Genomic DNA, 17,149 nt, shown 5'->3' with positions numbered 1-17,149 from the left:
TCTATCACAGTTCAACAGATTGTCAAAAATCAGATCAGCATCAAAAGATTTCTAAAAAATTGTGATTTTTTACACATCACAGAGGAATTTTTTTATGTAGAGTAAAAGAAGAAAGAAAAGAAGAAAGAAAAAAAGAATAGCATCTCAAATAGAGAGGCTACTCAATACTACAAACAGAGGTAGGACAATCTTCACAAGCAATTTCACATTTTAAAAATTGTAAATCATGAATAGTGATTTTTCCTTTATGAATAGAAATTGTTCCTTGTTTTTTTAAATCATTTAACATTCGGTTTACGCTTTCGCGTGAGGTTGCACAGAAATTCGCAAGTTCTTGATTTGTTAAAGGGAGATCGATGAGAATTCCATTTTCTTTTAATACGCCATAACTATTCGTCATGCGAATGAGTGTAGAATAAAGAGCACCTTTTTTTCCATGTAATACTAAATCACGGAATTTTGTTTGCATCCTTCGTAGATGCTCGCTAATCCATTTCATAAATTCAAATGCAAGAGCAGGTTTTTGAAGCAATGCTTTTTCTAAGGCGTCCCGTTTAATGACTCCCACCTCAACGTCTACAAGGCATTTCGAATTTAATAAATACTTTGCGTTCTCTGAAAACAATGTTAATTCCCCGATAACATCGTGTTGTGAACAAATGCGAAGTGTTAATTCTTGCCCATCAGCGCTAATTTTACTAATCTGCACTTTTCCAGAGTGAACGATATAGAGTTCTTTCGCTTCCATACCTTCTTGGAAAATATAACTTCCTTTATTCATCTGCATTTTATATTCAACAGATGCAAGTAATTCTTTTAAATCTTTCGATAATGCCGTATGGTTTGTCACAGCAAGCACCTTTCTTCTTAAAGCAGTCTATTCCCTATTGTGGATGTAATTATGGTAAAAATGCAAGAAATATTTTCAATATAGTATAAGCGATAAGCTGATTTTTATCTGTGAGCAAGCGCACTTTTAATACTGAAAAAAGAGTGTCTTTTGCAGACACCTTTTTAGATTATTGGATCGATTCAACAACCTGATCCATCGAAGGTCGAGTATTCATTAACGGAATTTGGAAAGTCGTTAATTCAAATTATTGTAATGATACGTGATTGGGGAGATCAGTATCGCACACAAATACAAATGGATACAGAATAGATATTTCCTCATCTTTCGTGATGAGTTAAAAAATTCCATATAATATAAACTTCTGTCTTGGGATTGTGAGGTCTCAAGGTTTTTATATAAATACAAATTAAAAAACCGACATAAAACCCTTCTTTTTAGGTGGGAGAGAGCATCCGGCCATGCATAGAAGCGGTCAGATCCTTTTCTTGCCCAGACATAGTGAAAACAAAGAGAGAAACCGAGTGCAGGTCACCTTTTGTTATCCACAGCCGCGACTTATATATCGAAAAATCAAAATGGATTTGTATATTTAAAAAAATGAGTGTAAGGAAAAGATATATAAGAAGTTTCAATTTGTAGAAGGTAATTCGCATAGAAATGTGAACAAAATTCGAACGAATTTGTGAAGATTTTTTGAATGGAGAATGCGATGTGAGAAATGTCACAACGTATATCTCTCTTCTTTTTTATGATGAAGGCAAATAAAAAAGGGAAAATCAATAAAGAACTTGAGCAAAAACATCGCAGTTTTAAAATATATTATAATAGAATGAAGATAGATACGAATTTAGCAGAAAAGGAGGGGTGACGATGCGCGAGAAGATTAGAGATTCCTTGCAACGTCCACTTCAAGATTTACGCATCTCTGTCATTGATCGTTGTAACTTTCGATGCACATATTGTATGCCAGCTGAAGTGTTCGGGCCTGAGTATGCATTTTTACAAGATGAATTCTTGCTTACATTCGATGAAATTGAACGATTAGCAAAATTGTTTGTTAGCATAGGCGTAAAGAAAATTAGGCTTACAGGCGGTGAACCATTACTGCGTAAAGACTTAACGCAGCTCATTGAACGGCTTGTGAAGATTGAGGGTTTAACGGATATTGGGCTGACGACAAACGGTATTCACTTAACAAAGCAAGCGAAGGCGTTAAAAGAAGCAGGGTTACAACGAGTGAATGTTAGTTTAGATGCGATAGAAGATGATGTATTTCGCAAAATTAATGGCCGGAATATTAGTACAAAACCTGTGCTAAAAGGGATTGCGGCAGCAAAAGCGGCAGGACTTGAAGTGAAGGTAAATATGGTTGTGAAAAAGGGAATGAATGATAGTCAAATTCTTCCGATGGCCGCTTATTTCAAAGAACAGGAAATTTCGCTTCGCTTTATCGAGTTTATGGATGTCGGTAGTACGAACGGATGGAACTTTGAACAAGTGATTACGAAACAAGAATTGATTGAGAAGATCGGTCGGGTGTACCCAATTGAACCTGCTGAACCTCATTATTTTGGAGAGGTTGCCAAGCGTTATCGTTATGTTGGAAGTGATGTGGAAGTTGGATTTATCACTTCAGTTTCTGAGTCTTTCTGTTCTTCTTGTACGAGAGCAAGGATTTCGGCAGATGGTAAGTTTTATACATGTTTGTTTGCAACGAAAGGAACAGATTTACGAACTCTTCTTCGAGAAGATATTTCTGATCCCGATTTATTAAAAGTAGTGCAAGATGTATGGGGATACCGAAAAGATCGGTATTCAGATGAACGAACGGAAGAAACTGCAAAAAATCGGCCAAAAATTGAAATGTCTTATATAGGAGGATAAAGAAAGGGGGATGCCGCGTGCAGGAGCGTTACTCAAGGCAAATATTATTTTCTGGGGTTGGTGAAGACGGGCAACGAAAGATAAGAGAGAAGCATGTACTCATTATCGGTGCTGGTGCACTCGGAGCGGCAAACGCAGAAGCGATTGTCAGAGCAGGAATTGGAAAACTGACGATTGCTGACCGTGATTATGTCGAGTGGAGCAACTTACAGCGACAGCAGTTATATACAGAGGAAGATGCAAAGCAGTACAAGCCGAAAGCAGTTGCAGCGGCCGAGTATTTAGGTAAGATTAATTCTGAAGTAGAAATCGTACCAGTCGTGACAGACGTTACAATGCAAGAAATGGAAGAGTTAATCAAGAATGTGGATTTAATACTAGATGCGACCGACAATTTTGATACACGTCTTCTTATAAATGATATTTCACAAAAATACAATATTCCTTGGATATACGGAGGATGCGTTGGGAGCTACGGGGTCACATATACAATTCTTCCAGGAAAAACACCATGTTTTCGTTGTCTGATGGAACATCCAACGAGCGGAGCAACATGTGATACGGCCGGAATTATACAACCAGCTGTACAAATGGTCGTTGCGCATCAAGTGACAGAAGCTTTGAAAATATTGGTGGAAGATTTTCAGTCACTGCGGGGAACGATGTTATCATTCGATCTTTGGAACAATCAACATATGGCGTTTAAAGTAAATAGACAGAAAAAAGATACATGCCCATCTTGCGGAAAGCTGCGTACGTATCCAAGTTTAACGTTTGAATCGCAGACGAAAACAGAGGTACTATGTGGGCGGAATACGGTTCAAATCCGCCCAGGGATACCGCAATTTTTTAATTTAGAAGAAATTAAAAAGCGCTTACAAAAAAGTGTGAATGTAAAAATGACACCGCATTTATTGTCGTTTCCGATTGATGAATATCGTTTTGTTCTATTTACAGATGGTAGGGCATTTATTCATGGGACAAATGATATGCAAGTTGCCAAGCGATTATATGCCCGTTATATAGGATGAACCTAAAGGAATGTCCTTTAGGTTCGGGGAGAAGGGACGAGTTAGGAAAGTGAATTTCTTACGTAATCTCCACTTTTCCCACCTGTTTTTTCAAGCAGGTATGTCTCTCCAATAACCATGCCTTTATCAACGGCCTTACACATGTCATACACAGTAAGAGCTGTCGCGGAAGCGGCCGTTAAAGCTTCCATTTCAACACCGGTGCTACCTTCAGTTTTTACTTTTACTTCAATTCGTAAACGGTGTTGCTCTTCAGTAATTTCCCAATTGAAGGAGACATCTACTCCTTTTAAAAGTAAGGGGTGACACATTGGGATAATATCGGCAGTGCGTTTCGCGGCCATAATACCTGCAATTTGTGCGACTGCTAATACATCGCCCTTTCCAATTTCATTATGAGAGATTTTATTGTAAATTTCTTTCGTAACAAGGATGCTAGAGCATGCAATTGCTGTTCGTACTGTAACTTTTTTATCGCTAATATCGACCATTTTGGCACGACCTTGGTCATTAAAATGAGTGAATGAAGACATGGAATTCCTCCTTGAAGTAATTGCTAGTATGATTAGCATTGTACAATATAAAGTGTAACCAAGATGTGATATTTTGCAAATATGGGGTGAAAAAGAATGCTAGAAAAACGATTTCCAATTCCTGTTGCTGAAGCAGTCGCGCGGGTGATGAAATATGCGCAGCAAGGTAAAACAGAAAAAGTTTCTATTATCGAAAGCTATGGAAGAATTCTTGGGGAAGATGTTGTAGCAGATCACGATGTCCCGCATTTCGATCGCTCTCCATATGATGGATTTGCGATTCGGGCGGAAGATACAAAAGAGGCGAGTAGCAATCATCCAATTGAATTTGAGGTAATAGGAGAGATTGGAGCTGGCTCTGTTTTTACAGACGAAGTGAAGGCCTTTCAAGCTGTTCGGATTATGACAGGAGCAGCCATTCCAGAAGACTGTGATGCAGTTGTGATGTTAGAACTCACGGAAGGGTTTGAAAGAAGCGGAAAAACATACATGAAGCTAAAGCGCACTTTCGCAAATGGTGATAATATTTCATTCAAAGGTGAAGATGTAAAACAAAATCATGTACTTGTAGAAAAAGGTACGGCAATTAATCCAGGTGTAGCCGCACTTTTAGCAACGTTTGGCTATAGCTCAGTAAAGGTTATCAAACAGCCGATTGTTGGGATTGTTACAACGGGGAGTGAGCTGTTAGATGTACATGAACCACTTGAGCCAGGAAAGATTAGAAATAGCAATTCATATATGATTGCAGCTCAAATTGCTAGAACTGGCGGAAAAGTACGGTATTATGGACAACTTGCTGATAATTTAGAAGCTTGCTACGAGGCTGTGAAAGCAGCGACGGATGAAGTAGATATTCTTATTACAACTGGCGGTGTTTCGGTAGGCGATTATGATTACTTGCCTGCTATTTACGAAAAGCTAAATGCCAATGTTCTTTTTAATAAAATAGCGATGCGACCAGGTAGTGTAACAACGGTAGCTGAAGTAAATGGAAAACTGTTATTCGGCTTATCTGGTAACCCATCTGCCTGCTATGTTGGATTTGAGTTATTCACTCATCCGGTTATTCAAATGTTCCTTCATGCGAAAAAACCACATGCATATCGCGCAGACGCTATTTTACAGAAAGACTTTTCAAAAGCAAATCCATTTACACGGTTTGTAAGAGGAAAAGTAGAAATCGTCAATGGTCAGTTGCAAGCGATGCCAGTTGGTTTAGATAAATCAAGCGCAGTTTCTTCTCTTGCAGATGCGACGGCTTTTATTGTATTGCCAGGAGGAACCAGGGGGTTTGAGGCAGGAATGACAGTTTCGGTATTATTACTAGAATCGAGCCGAGGAAGTGAGTGGCCATGGGCAGAACCGCTCCAATCTTACAAATAGTAGGTTATCAAAATAGCGGGAAAACAACGCTTGTGGAGAAGCTGATTCAAGTTTTGACATATGAAGGAATGAAAGTTGCCACAATTAAGCATCACGGACATGGTGGCTATCCGGAAATACCGAAAAAAGATAGTGAACGCCACTTGCAAGCGGGAGCTGTCGTGAGTAGCGTAGAAGGAGCGGGATTATTATCACTATCTGCTCTTCATGATAAGTGGTCCTTACAAGAAATCATTCGTTTATATACATTTTTCGAAGTAGACATGATTTTGATTGAAGGGTACAAAAAAGAAACGTATCCAAAGATAGTGTTGCTTCGAACAGATGAAGATCTTGCTTTGCTAGATAAAGTAGAGAATGTGATGGCAGTCATTACATGGAATGAAGTTACACAAAGGCTACAAAAAACATATAAAACATTTCATATAACAGAGGAAGAATTATATATGGAATGGTTCGTCCAAATGGTAAGGGGTGCAAAATGACACAAACGCATTATGAAGTAATAGATACACCTATTTCGATTGAAGAGGTAACAAATAAAGTGATTCGTCGTGAATGCGGTGCTGTGACAACTTTTATTGGCACTGTGAGAGAATTTACGAAAGGGCGTCGTACATTATATTTAGAGTACGCAGCTTATCATACAATGGCAGAAAAAATGCTTGCGAAAATTGGCGCTGAAGTGAAAGAGAAATGGCCTGGGACACATGTTGCGATTACACATCGCATCGGTACATTACAAATTTCTGATATTGCCGTTGTTGTTGCTGTATCAACACCGCACCGAAAAGCAGCCTATGAAGCAAATGAATACATCATGGAACGCATTAAACAAATTGTTCCGATTTGGAAAAAGGAGTTTTGGGAAGATGGCGATTCATGGATTGGTGATCAATTAGAAAAAACACCGTATCCAAACGGAGAACCTGGAAAGGAGATGAGAAAATGATTCAAGTATTATTATTTGCACATTTGCAAGAAGAAGCGGGAACAAATGAGCTAAAAATAGATTGTGAAAATATTACCGTTGCAGAATTAAAAGATATCCTTACAAAGGAACATCATATAGCAGTTTCAGGGCAGATTATGGTTGCTGTAAATGAAGAATATGCAAATGAAGATGACAAAATACAAGCTGGTGATGTTGTAGCATTAATTCCACCAGTGAGCGGTGGTTGATTTTTTCCAGTCTAATCATGGAAGTACGTGATTAGACTGGAGGGAATTAATATGCATTGTGAAACATTGAACAAAATAGGAGGCGAAAGAGATGAGAAGTCCGAATTTTCAGTTAAGTTTACAAACTTCTAATCTTGTTATTGGTTTTATGGTATGGGTGATTTTATCTTCGTTAATGCCGTTTATTAAAGTAGACATTGCGTTAACGGTAGGACAAATTTCCCTTGTTACAGCAGTACCTGTTATTTTAGGATCGGTACTTCGGATCCCAATTGGTTATTGGACCAATCGTTACGGAGCGAGAAAATTATTTTTTATAAGCTTTATTATTTTATTATTCCCTGTCTTTTATATTAGTATTGCGAGCTCTATGATGGATTTAATTATTGGTGGTTTATTTGTAGGGATTGGCGGAGCTGTGTTCTCCGTAGGTGTAACCTCCCTGCCGAAATATTATCCGAAAGAGCGTCATGGTTTTGTAAACGGCATTTATGGTGTGGGTAACGCTGGAACAGCAATTACCTCTTTCTTAGCACCTGTGATTGCAACTTCATTTGGTTGGAGAACAACTGTACAGTGCTATTTAATTTTACTTGCCGTGTTTGCACTTATGAACTTTTTATTAGGTGATCGCAAGGAGAAAAAAGTGAATACACCATTAATGGAACAAATAAAAGGTGTATACAAAAATGAAAAGCTTTGGTTCTTATGTATTTTCTACTTTTTAACATTTGGATCGTTTGTTGCATTTACAGTATATCTACCAAACTTTTTAGTATCTCACTTTGGATTAGAAAAAGTAGATGCAGGCATGCGGACAGCTGGATTCATCTTATTAGCAACAGTAATGCGTCCAATTGGTGGTTGGCTTGGTGATAAATTTAATCCATTTAAGATATTAATCTTTGTATTCATTGGTTTAACACTATCTGGTATTATTTTATCGTTTATGCCAAGTATGAACGTGTATACATTTGGTTGCCTACTTGTTGCATTCTGTGCAGGAATTGGAAATGGAACAATCTTCAAACTTGTGCCGATGTACTTTTCTGAGCAAGCGGGAATCGTGAATGGACTTGTCTCAGCTTTAGGAGGATTAGGTGGTTTCTTCCCACCATTAATTTTAACTCTATTATTCCAATTAACAGGTCATTATGCGATTGGATTTATGGCGTTATCAGAAGTCGCACTTGCTTGTTTAATTATTACAGTGTGGATGTATAGTCAAGAAAAGTTGTTAATGGTGTTGAATCGTAAATAATATGAAATAGAATAAGCGATTGTCACTCATCGGTATGGATGATTCGTTTAGAGAAAATAGAAAAAAGATGTCTGTATGATCACTGATACAGGCATCTTTTTGTATTTATATAAATCCAAATTAAAAAACCGACATAAAGTGAAACTTTAATCAGTGGGGGTTTTCTTCATCCCCTGCTGATTATTAGTTGAACCAATCGGGCTTTTACGGGCAGTTTATCCCTCACTTAACTTCTTTGCTTTCTGCAGAAATTTGAGGTGGGGGTATTACTGCCCGTTAATGCGGGATAAAACCCTTCTTTTTAGGTGGGAGAGAGCATCCATTCATGCATAGAAGCGGTCAGATCCTTTTCCTGCCCAGACATAGTGAAAACAAAGAGAGAAAACGAGTGCAGGTCACCTTTTGTTATCCATAGCCGCGGCTTATATGTCGAAAAATCAAAATGGATATATAGAGAGCCTTCTGTATGCAAAAAAAAATAGCTTTCGGCTATTTTTAGTTTACATATAAAGCTTCTATCTATTTGAAAAATAGGAAACGTTTTTTAATGATTCATCGTATCATACAACAAATCAGTTGCTTGATTTTCAGAGACGTCTTGTACGAGTGCGACTTCACTAATTAAAATTTTTCGTGCATTATCTAGCATTTGTTTCTCACTCGCATTTAGCGCTCTTTCTTTATTTCGGTGTATTAAATCACGAACCACTTCAGCGCCTTCTTGTATTTCGCCCTTTTTCATTTTTTCCATGTTTAGCGTATATCTTTGCTTCCATGAGAGTGAGTGGTCGGGTTCTCCATTGTGAACGACACATAATACATTTTCTAATGTATCTTTGTCGACAATACAACGTATGCCTGAACTTTCGACTTTATCCATAGGAATCATCACTTGCATATCACTAATGAGCATCTTGATAACACAATACTGACGTGTTTTTCCTAACACTTCTTTATCCTCGATCGCTTCAATTACACCTGCCCCATGCATGGGATAAACAATTTTATCACCAATTTGAAACAAATCATCCACCTCCATATGTGGTAACCTTCTCAAGTATAACATATGGAGGTGGAAATATCAAATTTATTATATTATCATGAATTTGATGTTAATGTCAAATGTTTTTTGTGGTCATTTTGCATATTTTTTATTTGTTATGTTGGGTGGTAAAAATGTCATCTGAAAACGTGGCGGAGATGAAGGAAAAGAAGGTTTTATTTTGTCAAAAAGTGCAAATGTCACAAGAATGAGGAGAGGGTTGCATATAGGAAAAAAGACAAAGAGTCATGATGGATTTTTATTCATAAAATGTAAAATCGCTAATAAAATAAATTTAAATCCGTTCCTTTTCGAAAGGAGGCTTGAAGGTGGGGCGCACAATTAAAATTGATATTACGAATAAGGTAGTTGCAAAATTTAAAACGGATTATTTGGAATTATATTCTAGTGCATTTATGATTGGTAAGTTTTATGTCTATACTAAAGATAAAGAGAAGCAATATGTGTTAGAAGACGGATACTTATATGAGGATGGTAAGTTTTATCGCATCATAGATACGCACCGTGGTAGGAATCCGGCAGTAGAGGGCTGCGATCTAGGATGGTGTTAATATGATTCGCGTCAAAGTGTTTGATGAAAGTCATGAAAAGGACTTGGAAGACTCCGTGAATACATTTTTGAAGAAGCTGAATGACGAACAACTTGTAGATATTAAGTATCAAGTTGGTGTATCCATTAATGATGATGAAAATCAAATTTATTGTTTTTCGGCGATGGTTGTCTATAAAACATAAAAAAGAGCTGGGGAGCCAGCTCTTTTTTATGTTCTTTAAGCGGTATGGAGGGGGAATTCGTTCATATATGAATGAATGGAAACATGAATTAGAGGAAGACTGCTATTGGTTCCAAAAAAAGTGGTGGAACGAACAGATCATGTATTTGAAAAAGAGATGTAATACAGTGAAATCATTATTGGGCTTCGTATGGAACAAAATGGCTTATTTCTTTTCATATAGACATATCTTGACATGAAACCAAAAGGTGTTATATTATAAAAAACGAAACCAAAAGGTGTTATATTTTAAGTGGAAATGAAGGAGAGCTATTATGGAAACAAATCATCAAAATACATTACAAGACATTAAGCAAACGGTTATTTTTGAAGCGTCTATTCAAAAAGTATGGAGTACGGTATCTACTTCGGAAGGGATTGCGTCTTGGTTTATGCCAAATGATTTTGAGCCAAAGGTAGGACATGAATTTCATGTGCAATCACCTTTTGGACCATCTCCATGTAAGGTGTTAGAAATTGATGAACCTCATCGTTTATCTTTTTCTTGGGATACAGATGGTTGGATGATTTCATTTGTTCTAAAAGAATTAGGCGATAAGACGGAGTTCACTCTTATTCATGGCGGATGGAAACAACCTGATGAAATTCTTCCGAAAGCGAACGAGAAAAGCTCTGTGATTCGCGATAGAATGGGTAATGGCTGGGTAGCAATTGTAAACGAAAAACTGAAAAAGGTTGTCGAGGGATAAGTGTCCTCATCAGCAGCAAAATATGATGTTTTTCAAGCCATTGCTGATCCAACCCGTCGAGAAGTACTCCGTTTATTGATTGAAAAAGAATTACCGATTTCTAAAATAACAGCTCATTTTCCGATGAGCCGTACAGCCGTTGCGAAGCACCTTCACATTCTTTCAGAAGCAAAATTAGTAAGTGGAAGAAAGGTAGGAAGAGAAAAGCTGTATCGGTTACAACCTGAACCGTTAGCAGAATTAAAACAGTGGCTTTCGTTTTACGAGCAATTTTGGAATAATAAGTTGTCGATGCTCAAACATGTGGTTGAAAATGATGGAGAAAAAGAATTGCAAGTTATTGTAATAGAAAAGGATGATCGTTCATAGCGATCATCCTCTTTTTTATCCCGCTATTCGCGGCAGTAATACCCCCACCTCAAAATTCGGCAGGAAGTCAAGAAGTTAGGTGGGGGATAAAGACCCCCACTAATCAAAGTTTCACTTTATCGGTAATTATTGTCCGGTAGCTTCCGTTTTATTTGTAGCTGGTTTTAACATGAGCCATCCGATGAATAATGTAAGCAGTGCTAATACGAATGTTGACATATAAATCACGTGCACGCTCGAAGCCAATGCTTCTTGTGATTCTGTTACTACGTTCGTTGCAGTCCCATGACCTCCAGAAGATACAAGATCAAGGTTTTTGATGCCTCGTGCATGAATCATCGTATTAAAGATTGTTCCAAAGACAGCTGCACCTAATGTTTGGCTGAATGTATTAATAAATGTGTTTAAACCGACTGCTGTTCCGCGTGTATGAGCTGGGACAGCTGCTTGAATTGTTACCATGTAAATTGGTGTGATGAGTCCCATTCCTAAACCGAACAGCCCTACTGCAACATAAATAAGAAATGCTGGTGAATGAGTCGATAATGTAAACAATAAGAAGGTAGCAATTGATAAAATGCTGGCTCCAAGTAAAATAATTTGCTTTGTTTGTAACTTACCAACTAAATTACCAGAAAGAATGGCACCGACTGTCCAAAGAACAGGAATTGGCATAAGAATAAGGCCAGCTTCTGTAGCGTTTTTTCCTAATACACCTTGGCTCCAAATCGGTAAGTACATCGTAATACTAATAATCATCGCACCAGCAATAAGTGTTAATATGTTTACAGTTGATAACGTACGATTAGAGAAAAGTGCTAACGGAATTAATGGCTCCGGAGATTTTTTCTCAACAAATAAGAAAATGATGAATGAAACAACTGCAAAGACTAATAGACCAATAATTGTGATGTCTCCCCAGTTTTGCTTACTGCTTCCTGTTAAGAGTGCATATAGCAAAGCAATTGTGCTAAGTGAGAAGATAAGAGCACCAGGATAATCGATATGGTGCTTTGCTGGTTTAATCGATTCTTTGTAGAAAATTGCAATCATGGCGCAAGCAAGAATTCCAAATGGAACGTTTAAGAAGAAGATGTAGCGCCAAGAAAGGGAATCAACTAAAAATCCACCTACTAACGGTCCAACAACACCTGAAACGCCCCAAACAGCACTCATCCAGCCTTGTGCTTTTGCACGGTCTTTCGCCTCGCTATATAAGTCACCAATAATCGTCATTGTAATTGGCATAACGGCACCGGCACCTATACCTTGCAGAGCACGGAAGAGAATTAATTGCTCCATAGACGTCACGACTCCGCACAGCGCAGAACCGATTAAAAAGATAGCTGCACCAATTAGCAGTACTTTTTTACGTCCGAATAAATCGGCTAGCTTTCCATAGATTGGAGTCGAGACAGCTGTTGCTAACATATAGATCGCATACACCCAGCTAACAAGTTCGACGCCAGATAAATCACTCGTTATACGAGGGATAGCTGTACTAACAATTGTTCCTTCAACAGCGGAAAGGAACGTCATTAACATTAAAGATATCATGATTTTTTTTCTCATATAATTACCCCTTTGCCCCGCGTTAACGGGCAATAATACCCCCACCTCAAGGTTCAGAGAGAAACGAGGAAGATAGGTGGGAGACAACTGCCCGTAAAAGCCCGATTCGTTCAACTAACCATCAATGGGGGATGAAGAAACTCCCCCATTGATGAAAGTTTCACTTTATCCCTTTTCGAATATTCAACATTATAAAATATAAAGGTACTAAGCTATATAAAGCAACAAAAAAGAAACAAGAGTGGAAAGAATCCACCCATGTTTCTTTTTTAGTACTGTATTTTTGCGTTTTGCCCTGCAGTTGTTCCGGCGATTCGACCAGTGACAAGAGCAGAAGTAATATTATATCCACCTGTATATCCGTGAATATCTAGAATTTCTCCGCAGAAGTATAATCCATTCATTAGTTTGGAAGACATTTCTTTCGGATAAATTTCTTTTACGGAGACACCACCACCTGTAACGAATGCTTTTTCAAGCGGCTGTGTTCCATTTACTGTTAACGTAAATTCCTTGAAGTCTTTGACAAGTGCGCGGATTTTCTCATGAGAAGTTTGTCCGGCCTGCCCACTACCGTCGATTTCATTTTTCTCTAATAGGAACAAGAAATAACGTTCCGGAACGTAACCTTTTAAAACATTTTTGATTCCTTTTTTCGGTTCTTCTTTAATTTGTTTCATCATGCGCTGGAAGAGCTGTTCACTATTTTCGTCTGGAAGTGCATCGATACTCATTTGCACAGTATTTGTTTTAAACTTTTTCATCGTTTTAATAACAAACTGGCTGCAGCGAAGAGCGGCAGGTCCAGAAATACCGAAATGGGTAAAAAGCATATCCATCGTATGTGATTCAACAACTTTTCCCTTTGGGTTTAATACGCTTAGTGTTACATCACGTAAAGCCAATCCTTGTAGTGTACGTTCACGGATAAATGGTTCATTAGAAGTAATGGGTACTTCAGTTGGAAAAAGCTCTGTAATGGTATGCCCAGCTTTTTCAGCCCAAGCATATCCGTCTCCAGTGGAACCTGTGTGAGGTACGGATTTTCCGCCAACAGCGATAACCACATGTTTTGTTTCAAGAACTTCACCAGTTTGCAGCACAACGGCTTTCGGTTGCCCATTTTCATATTCTACTGTTTGAACAGGTGTATTGGTACGCATCGTAACGCCTAGTTCCTTCATTCTTGTTAATAAAGCGTCAACAACAGATTGTGCTTTATTTGATACCGGGAACATACGACCATGATCTTCTTCTTTTAGCTGTACACCAAGCTTCTCGAAGAATTGAATAATATCTTCATTATTAAAGATAGAAAAAGCACTGTATAAAAAGCGTCCGTTTCCTGGTATATGTTTGACAATTTCATCGAGTGGTAAGCGATTCGTGACATTACAGCGTCCACCACCAGAAATAGCAAGTTTACGTCCAAGTTTATTCCCTTTATCAAGAAGCAAGACGCGTGCGCCTTCTTCAGCAGCACCGATAGCGGCCATTAATCCTGAAGGACCGCCGCCGATGACAATAACATCATAATGCATAATATATCGACCTCATTTTCTTCATTCACTGCCTAAAAGAATAGCATGTTTTCATTGAAAAGAAAAATGAGGTGAAGTACTGTTTCTATGAGAAATTGTGGTACAATACAAAAGTTAGAGTTCAGCGTTTTTTATATGTAGGAGGATACATTATATGTCCGATTCAAAATTTCTACGCGGAACGCTTATTGTGACACTAGGAACATTTTTAGTAAAGTTCTTAGGCATGATTTACGTCTTTCCGTTTCATGCATTAGTTGGCACAGAAGGCGGAACGCTATATACGTATGGGTATATTCCATACACCATCTTTTTAAGTATCGCAACGGCCGGGGTACCGCTTGCCGTTTCCAAGTTTGTTTCGAAATATAATGCACTTGGAGATTATAAAACGAGCCGGAGAATGTTCCGTTCGGGAATGATCATGATGATTATAACTGGGATGCTTTCTTTCTTAGTGCTCTATATGACTGCACCATTATTTGCAGAGGCAATGCTTGGTAAAAAAAGTTTACACAATAGTATAGAAGACGTTACGATGATTATTCGTCTCGTTAGTTTTGCACTTATTGTTGTACCGGCAGCAAGTTTAATTCGTGGTTATTTCCAAGGTCACCAATCAATGGGGCCAACGACCGTTTCGCAAATCATTGAACAAATTATTCGTATTGTCTTTTTATTAGCGGGTAGTTTTATCGTGATTAAAGTTATAGGCGGATCGGTAGCAGCAGCTGTTGGGGTTGCGACGTTTGCAGCTTTCGTTTCAGCAGTTGGTGCACTCGGTGTACTAATTTGGTATTGGATGAAACGCAAAAATCATTTAGATCAATATTTAATTGAACAAACCGCACCAGAATCGACAGTAAGTACAGTTCAATTATTTAAAGAATTATTTGCTTATGCGATTCCGTATGTTGTGGTTGGTTTAACGATTCCTCTGTATCAACAAATCGATACACTGACGTTTAACTCCATTATGCAAGCGATTGGACAAGGTGACATTGCAGAGCGTGCTCTTGGTATTTTTACAATGTGGACCCATAAATTAATTATGATTCCAGTTTCACTTGCGACAGCATTTAGTTTAACGCTTGTCCCAGCTATTACAAAATCATTTACAGAGAGACAATTTCGATATTTGAAACTACAAATTACGCAAACATTCCAGGCAAATATGTTTCTAACATTACCTGCAGTTGTCGGCATTTCTACACTGGCTTATCCAATCTATACAGCTTTTTACGAAGCTGATCCGTTAGGTGGACAAATACTCATGTGGTATGCGCCAGTTGCTTTGTTATTTGCTTTATTTACAGTAACAGCGGCAATTTTGCAAGGGATTAACCAACAAAAACATGCAATCATTGCTCTTGGTATGGGAGTTATTTTAAAGTTTCTATGTAATGTTGTTTTGATTCGTTATTTTGGACCAATTGGGGCGGTCGTGGCAACAGGTGTTGGATTCTTAGTTTCCATTTGGTATACGAATAAACAAATTCGAAAATACGCACACTATTCATTTGGTGTTGTATATAAGAGAACATTCCAAATTGCAGTATTGGCAGTTGCAATGGTTATTGCTGTTAAACTATCACAATGGATGCTTTCTTTCATACTTCCATATGAGACAAGCCGCTTTGCAGCCCTTGTTACCGTTGCGGTTTGTGCAGTATTTGGTGCTGTTGTATATGGATATTTAGCACTTCGTACAGGTGTACTTGAAAGAGTATTTGGCGGAGAGTTTTTAGAAAAGATTCAACGCAAACTTGGCAGTAAACTAAAATTGAAAATAAAAGCGAAAGGGGCGTAATAACGCTCCCTTTTTCTATGATGAATAAAGAAGGTGAACGAAGTGAGATTAGATAAATTATTAGCAAACATGGGATATGGTAGTAGAAAAGAAGTGAAGAAATTATTAAAAGATGGTGTTGTAAAAATAGACGGGACACCAGTGAAAGATGCGAAATTTCATGTGAATGTAGAAGAACAAGAAGTTACAATTCACGGTGAGACTGTTGAGTATAAAGAATTTGTCTACTTAATGATGCATAAACCTCAAGGTGTAATCTCAGCAACAGAAGATGAGAATCATGAAACAGTTGTTGATTTATTAGAATTGGAAGATGCTATTTTCGATCCATTTCCAGTAGGAAGACTTGATATTGATACAGAAGGTTTTCTTTTATTAACAAATGACGGGAAGCTAGCACATCAATTGTTAGCTCCGAAAAAACACGTACCGAAAAAGTATTATGCAGAAATAGCTGGGAAAGTAACGGAAGAAGATGTAGAGGCATTTGAAAGAGGAGTTATTTTAGATGATGGCTATGAAACAAAGCCAGGATATCTTACAATTTTAAAAAGTGATGATGTCTCTGAAATTGAACTTGTAATTACAGAAGGAAAGTTCCATCAAGTGAAGCGTATGTTTGAAGCTGTTGGAAAAAAAGTTGTCTATTTAAAGAGAACAGAGATGGGACCTTTAGTGTTAGATGAAGAATTAGAGCTTGGTGAATATCGTGAATTGACAGATGAAGAAGTGGAAATGCTGAAAGAGTTTCGTATTGAGACCGATTCCAAAGAATAAAAAGAACCCCTTTCTTAATTGTTAGAAAGGGGTATGTATTATATTTTGGATACAATTATTTACATTACGAAGTCATTCTCACTTTCTTTCCTGTTGTTGTCCACTTACCGCGGCAAGGGCTATACACGAGCTCATTAAACTGCAACACATTCAGATCACGTTGTATCGTTCGTGGTGTGATCCCGAACTCATCTACAAGGTCTTTCGTCGTTACCGTACCATTTTCGTTAATGTACATATAAATTGATTTAATGCGTGTTAGCATACGAGTAGTTGTAGGTTTCAAGAGAAAACCGCTCCTCTACTAGTTTTTTTGACCCATTCAGGAAAGAAGGTCCTTACTTACATTGTACTCCATATGACAAAATTCATGCTCTAACTTACTTAAATTTTACAAAAGTTTA

General features: G+C 37.8%; 19 protein-coding genes and 1 pseudogene. 14 read left to right on the top strand and 6 right to left on the bottom strand.

The window, feature by feature from the left end:
* Positions 1-157: 157 nt before the first annotated feature.
* Positions 158-850 carry a Crp/Fnr family transcriptional regulator gene (locus QRE67_RS22115; protein WP_286122334.1) on the bottom strand — a complete coding sequence of 231 codons (693 nt, stop codon included), beginning with the start codon at positions 848-850 and terminating at the stop codon, positions 158-160.
* A gap of 195 nt (positions 851-1,045) precedes the next feature.
* Here QRE67_RS22115 and QRE67_RS22110 point away from each other — a divergent pair.
* The 3 genes and pseudogenes from QRE67_RS22110 to QRE67_RS22100 all read left to right on the top strand — a co-directional run.
* Positions 1,046-1,162, top strand: a pseudogene (locus tag QRE67_RS22110) (winged helix-turn-helix transcriptional regulator); the annotation flags it as partial.
* Between the two features lie 561 nt (positions 1,163-1,723).
* Positions 1,724-2,737 carry a GTP 3',8-cyclase MoaA gene (gene moaA, locus QRE67_RS22105; RefSeq protein ID WP_286122333.1) on the top strand — a complete coding sequence of 338 codons (1,014 nt, stop codon included), beginning with the start codon at positions 1,724-1,726 and terminating at the stop codon, positions 2,735-2,737.
* Positions 2,738-2,754: 17 nt separating this feature from the next.
* The gene (locus tag QRE67_RS22100; protein ID WP_286122332.1) at positions 2,755-3,768 is read left to right on the top strand and encodes a molybdopterin-synthase adenylyltransferase MoeB; all 1,014 of its coding nucleotides are present in this window, start codon (positions 2,755-2,757) and stop codon (positions 3,766-3,768) included.
* Between the two features lie 41 nt (positions 3,769-3,809).
* On the opposite strand, the gene moaC is transcribed toward QRE67_RS22100, so the two are convergent.
* On the bottom strand, positions 3,810-4,301 hold the full coding sequence (moaC, locus tag QRE67_RS22095) for a cyclic pyranopterin monophosphate synthase MoaC (RefSeq protein ID WP_286122331.1): 492 nt from the start codon (positions 4,299-4,301) through the stop codon (positions 3,810-3,812).
* Between the two features lie 96 nt (positions 4,302-4,397).
* On the opposite strand from moaC, the gene QRE67_RS22090 reads away from it, so the two are divergent.
* The 5 genes from QRE67_RS22090 to narK all read left to right on the top strand — a co-directional run bounded on the left by QRE67_RS22090 (position 4,398) and on the right by narK (position 8,130).
* On the top strand, positions 4,398-5,687 hold the full coding sequence (locus QRE67_RS22090) for a molybdopterin molybdotransferase MoeA (RefSeq protein ID WP_286122330.1): 1,290 nt from the start codon (positions 4,398-4,400) through the stop codon (positions 5,685-5,687).
* Positions 5,651-6,172, top strand: coding sequence for a molybdopterin-guanine dinucleotide biosynthesis protein B (gene mobB, locus QRE67_RS22085; protein WP_286122329.1), 522 nt, complete (start codon positions 5,651-5,653; stop codon positions 6,170-6,172). The genes QRE67_RS22090 and mobB overlap by 37 nt, the downstream gene beginning before the upstream one ends.
* Positions 6,169-6,639 (top strand): molybdenum cofactor biosynthesis protein MoaE, encoded by a 471-nt coding sequence (locus QRE67_RS22080; protein ID WP_286122328.1) that lies wholly within the window; start codon positions 6,169-6,171, stop codon positions 6,637-6,639. Before mobB ends, QRE67_RS22080 begins: the two co-directional genes overlap by 4 nt.
* Positions 6,636-6,869, top strand: a complete 234-nt coding sequence (gene moaD, locus QRE67_RS22075) for a molybdopterin converting factor subunit 1 (protein WP_286122327.1) — start codon at positions 6,636-6,638, stop codon at positions 6,867-6,869. Before QRE67_RS22080 ends, moaD begins: the two co-directional genes overlap by 4 nt.
* A 91-nt stretch (positions 6,870-6,960) precedes the next feature.
* Complete coding sequence (gene narK, locus QRE67_RS22070) at positions 6,961-8,130, top strand: nitrate transporter NarK (RefSeq protein WP_286122326.1); 1,170 nt, start codon at positions 6,961-6,963, stop codon at positions 8,128-8,130.
* A gap of 544 nt (positions 8,131-8,674) precedes the next feature.
* Here narK and QRE67_RS22065 read toward each other — a convergent pair.
* On the bottom strand, positions 8,675-9,169 hold the full coding sequence (locus tag QRE67_RS22065; protein WP_286122325.1) for a CarD family transcriptional regulator: 495 nt from the start codon (positions 9,167-9,169) through the stop codon (positions 8,675-8,677).
* Between the two features lie 332 nt (positions 9,170-9,501).
* Here QRE67_RS22065 and QRE67_RS22060 point away from each other — a divergent pair, with 332 nt between their 5' ends.
* The 4 genes from QRE67_RS22060 to QRE67_RS22045 all read left to right on the top strand — a co-directional run bounded on the left by QRE67_RS22060 (position 9,502) and on the right by QRE67_RS22045 (position 11,045).
* Complete coding sequence (locus QRE67_RS22060; RefSeq protein ID WP_286122324.1) at positions 9,502-9,744, top strand: DUF2553 family protein; 243 nt, start codon at positions 9,502-9,504, stop codon at positions 9,742-9,744.
* A gap of 1 nt (position 9,745) precedes the next feature.
* Positions 9,746-9,928 carry a sporulation protein Cse60 gene (locus QRE67_RS22055; RefSeq protein ID WP_286122323.1) on the top strand — a complete coding sequence of 61 codons (183 nt, stop codon included), beginning with the start codon at positions 9,746-9,748 and terminating at the stop codon, positions 9,926-9,928.
* Between the two features lie 313 nt (positions 9,929-10,241).
* Positions 10,242-10,676, top strand: a complete 435-nt coding sequence (locus QRE67_RS22050; protein ID WP_286122322.1) for an SRPBCC family protein — start codon at positions 10,242-10,244, stop codon at positions 10,674-10,676.
* Positions 10,677-11,045, top strand: a complete 369-nt coding sequence (locus tag QRE67_RS22045) for an ArsR/SmtB family transcription factor (RefSeq protein WP_286122321.1) — start codon at positions 10,677-10,679, stop codon at positions 11,043-11,045.
* A 126-nt stretch (positions 11,046-11,171) separates the two neighbouring features.
* Here the strand turns inward: QRE67_RS22045 and QRE67_RS22040 are convergent, their stop codons facing one another.
* Together QRE67_RS22040 and QRE67_RS22035 are read right to left on the bottom strand one after the other, a co-directional pair.
* A complete protein-coding gene (locus QRE67_RS22040) occupies positions 11,172-12,617 on the bottom strand; it encodes an MDR family MFS transporter (RefSeq protein WP_286122320.1) in 1,446 nt (481 codons plus the stop codon).
* A gap of 269 nt (positions 12,618-12,886) precedes the next feature.
* On the bottom strand, positions 12,887-14,158 hold the full coding sequence (locus tag QRE67_RS22035) for a BaiN/RdsA family NAD(P)/FAD-dependent oxidoreductase (RefSeq protein WP_286122319.1): 1,272 nt from the start codon (positions 14,156-14,158) through the stop codon (positions 12,887-12,889).
* Between the two features lie 154 nt (positions 14,159-14,312).
* Here QRE67_RS22035 and QRE67_RS22030 point away from each other — a divergent pair, with 154 nt between their 5' ends.
* Together QRE67_RS22030 and QRE67_RS22025 are read left to right on the top strand one after the other, a co-directional pair.
* Positions 14,313-15,968 (top strand): putative polysaccharide biosynthesis protein, encoded by a 1,656-nt coding sequence (locus QRE67_RS22030; protein ID WP_286122318.1) that lies wholly within the window; start codon positions 14,313-14,315, stop codon positions 15,966-15,968.
* 42 nt (positions 15,969-16,010) lie between these two features.
* Positions 16,011-16,745, top strand: coding sequence for a pseudouridine synthase (locus QRE67_RS22025; RefSeq protein ID WP_286122317.1), 735 nt, complete (start codon positions 16,011-16,013; stop codon positions 16,743-16,745).
* 64 nt (positions 16,746-16,809) lie between these two features.
* Here QRE67_RS22025 and QRE67_RS22020 read toward each other — a convergent pair whose 3' ends face one another.
* Positions 16,810-17,031: a DeoR family transcriptional regulator gene (locus QRE67_RS22020; RefSeq protein ID WP_000805512.1), complete on the bottom strand. Its 222-nt coding sequence runs from the start codon at positions 17,029-17,031 to the stop codon at positions 16,810-16,812.
* Positions 17,032-17,149: the final 118 nt, after the last annotated feature.

This window comes from Bacillus sp. DX3.1, assembly GCF_030292155.1.
In the GTDB taxonomy this organism is placed as follows: Bacteria; Bacillota; Bacilli; order Bacillales; family Bacillaceae_G; genus Bacillus_A.
This window is presented reverse-complemented; position numbering and strand designations above follow the sequence as displayed.

Coding starts and splice junctions, on each gene's coding strand:
- moaA (WP_286122333.1), top strand. CDS start 1,724: ATGCGCGAGAAGATTAGAGATTCCTTGCAACGTCCACTTCAAGATTTA.
- moaC (WP_286122331.1), bottom strand. CDS start 4,301: ATGTCTTCATTCACTCATTTTAATGACCAAGGTCGTGCCAAAATGGTC.
- QRE67_RS22090 (WP_286122330.1), top strand. CDS start 4,398: ATGCTAGAAAAACGATTTCCAATTCCTGTTGCTGAAGCAGTCGCGCGG.
- QRE67_RS22080 (WP_286122328.1), top strand. CDS start 6,169: ATGACACAAACGCATTATGAAGTAATAGATACACCTATTTCGATTGAA.
- moaD (WP_286122327.1), top strand. CDS start 6,636: ATGATTCAAGTATTATTATTTGCACATTTGCAAGAAGAAGCGGGAACA.
- narK (WP_286122326.1), top strand. CDS start 6,961: ATGAGAAGTCCGAATTTTCAGTTAAGTTTACAAACTTCTAATCTTGTT.
- QRE67_RS22065 (WP_286122325.1), bottom strand. CDS start 9,169: ATGGAGGTGGATGATTTGTTTCAAATTGGTGATAAAATTGTTTATCCC.
- QRE67_RS22055 (WP_286122323.1), top strand. CDS start 9,746: ATGATTCGCGTCAAAGTGTTTGATGAAAGTCATGAAAAGGACTTGGAA.
- QRE67_RS22050 (WP_286122322.1), top strand. CDS start 10,242: ATGGAAACAAATCATCAAAATACATTACAAGACATTAAGCAAACGGTT.
- QRE67_RS22040 (WP_286122320.1), bottom strand. CDS start 12,617: ATGAGAAAAAAAATCATGATATCTTTAATGTTAATGACGTTCCTTTCC.
- QRE67_RS22035 (WP_286122319.1), bottom strand. CDS start 14,158: ATGCATTATGATGTTATTGTCATCGGCGGCGGTCCTTCAGGATTAATG.
- QRE67_RS22030 (WP_286122318.1), top strand. CDS start 14,313: ATGTCCGATTCAAAATTTCTACGCGGAACGCTTATTGTGACACTAGGA.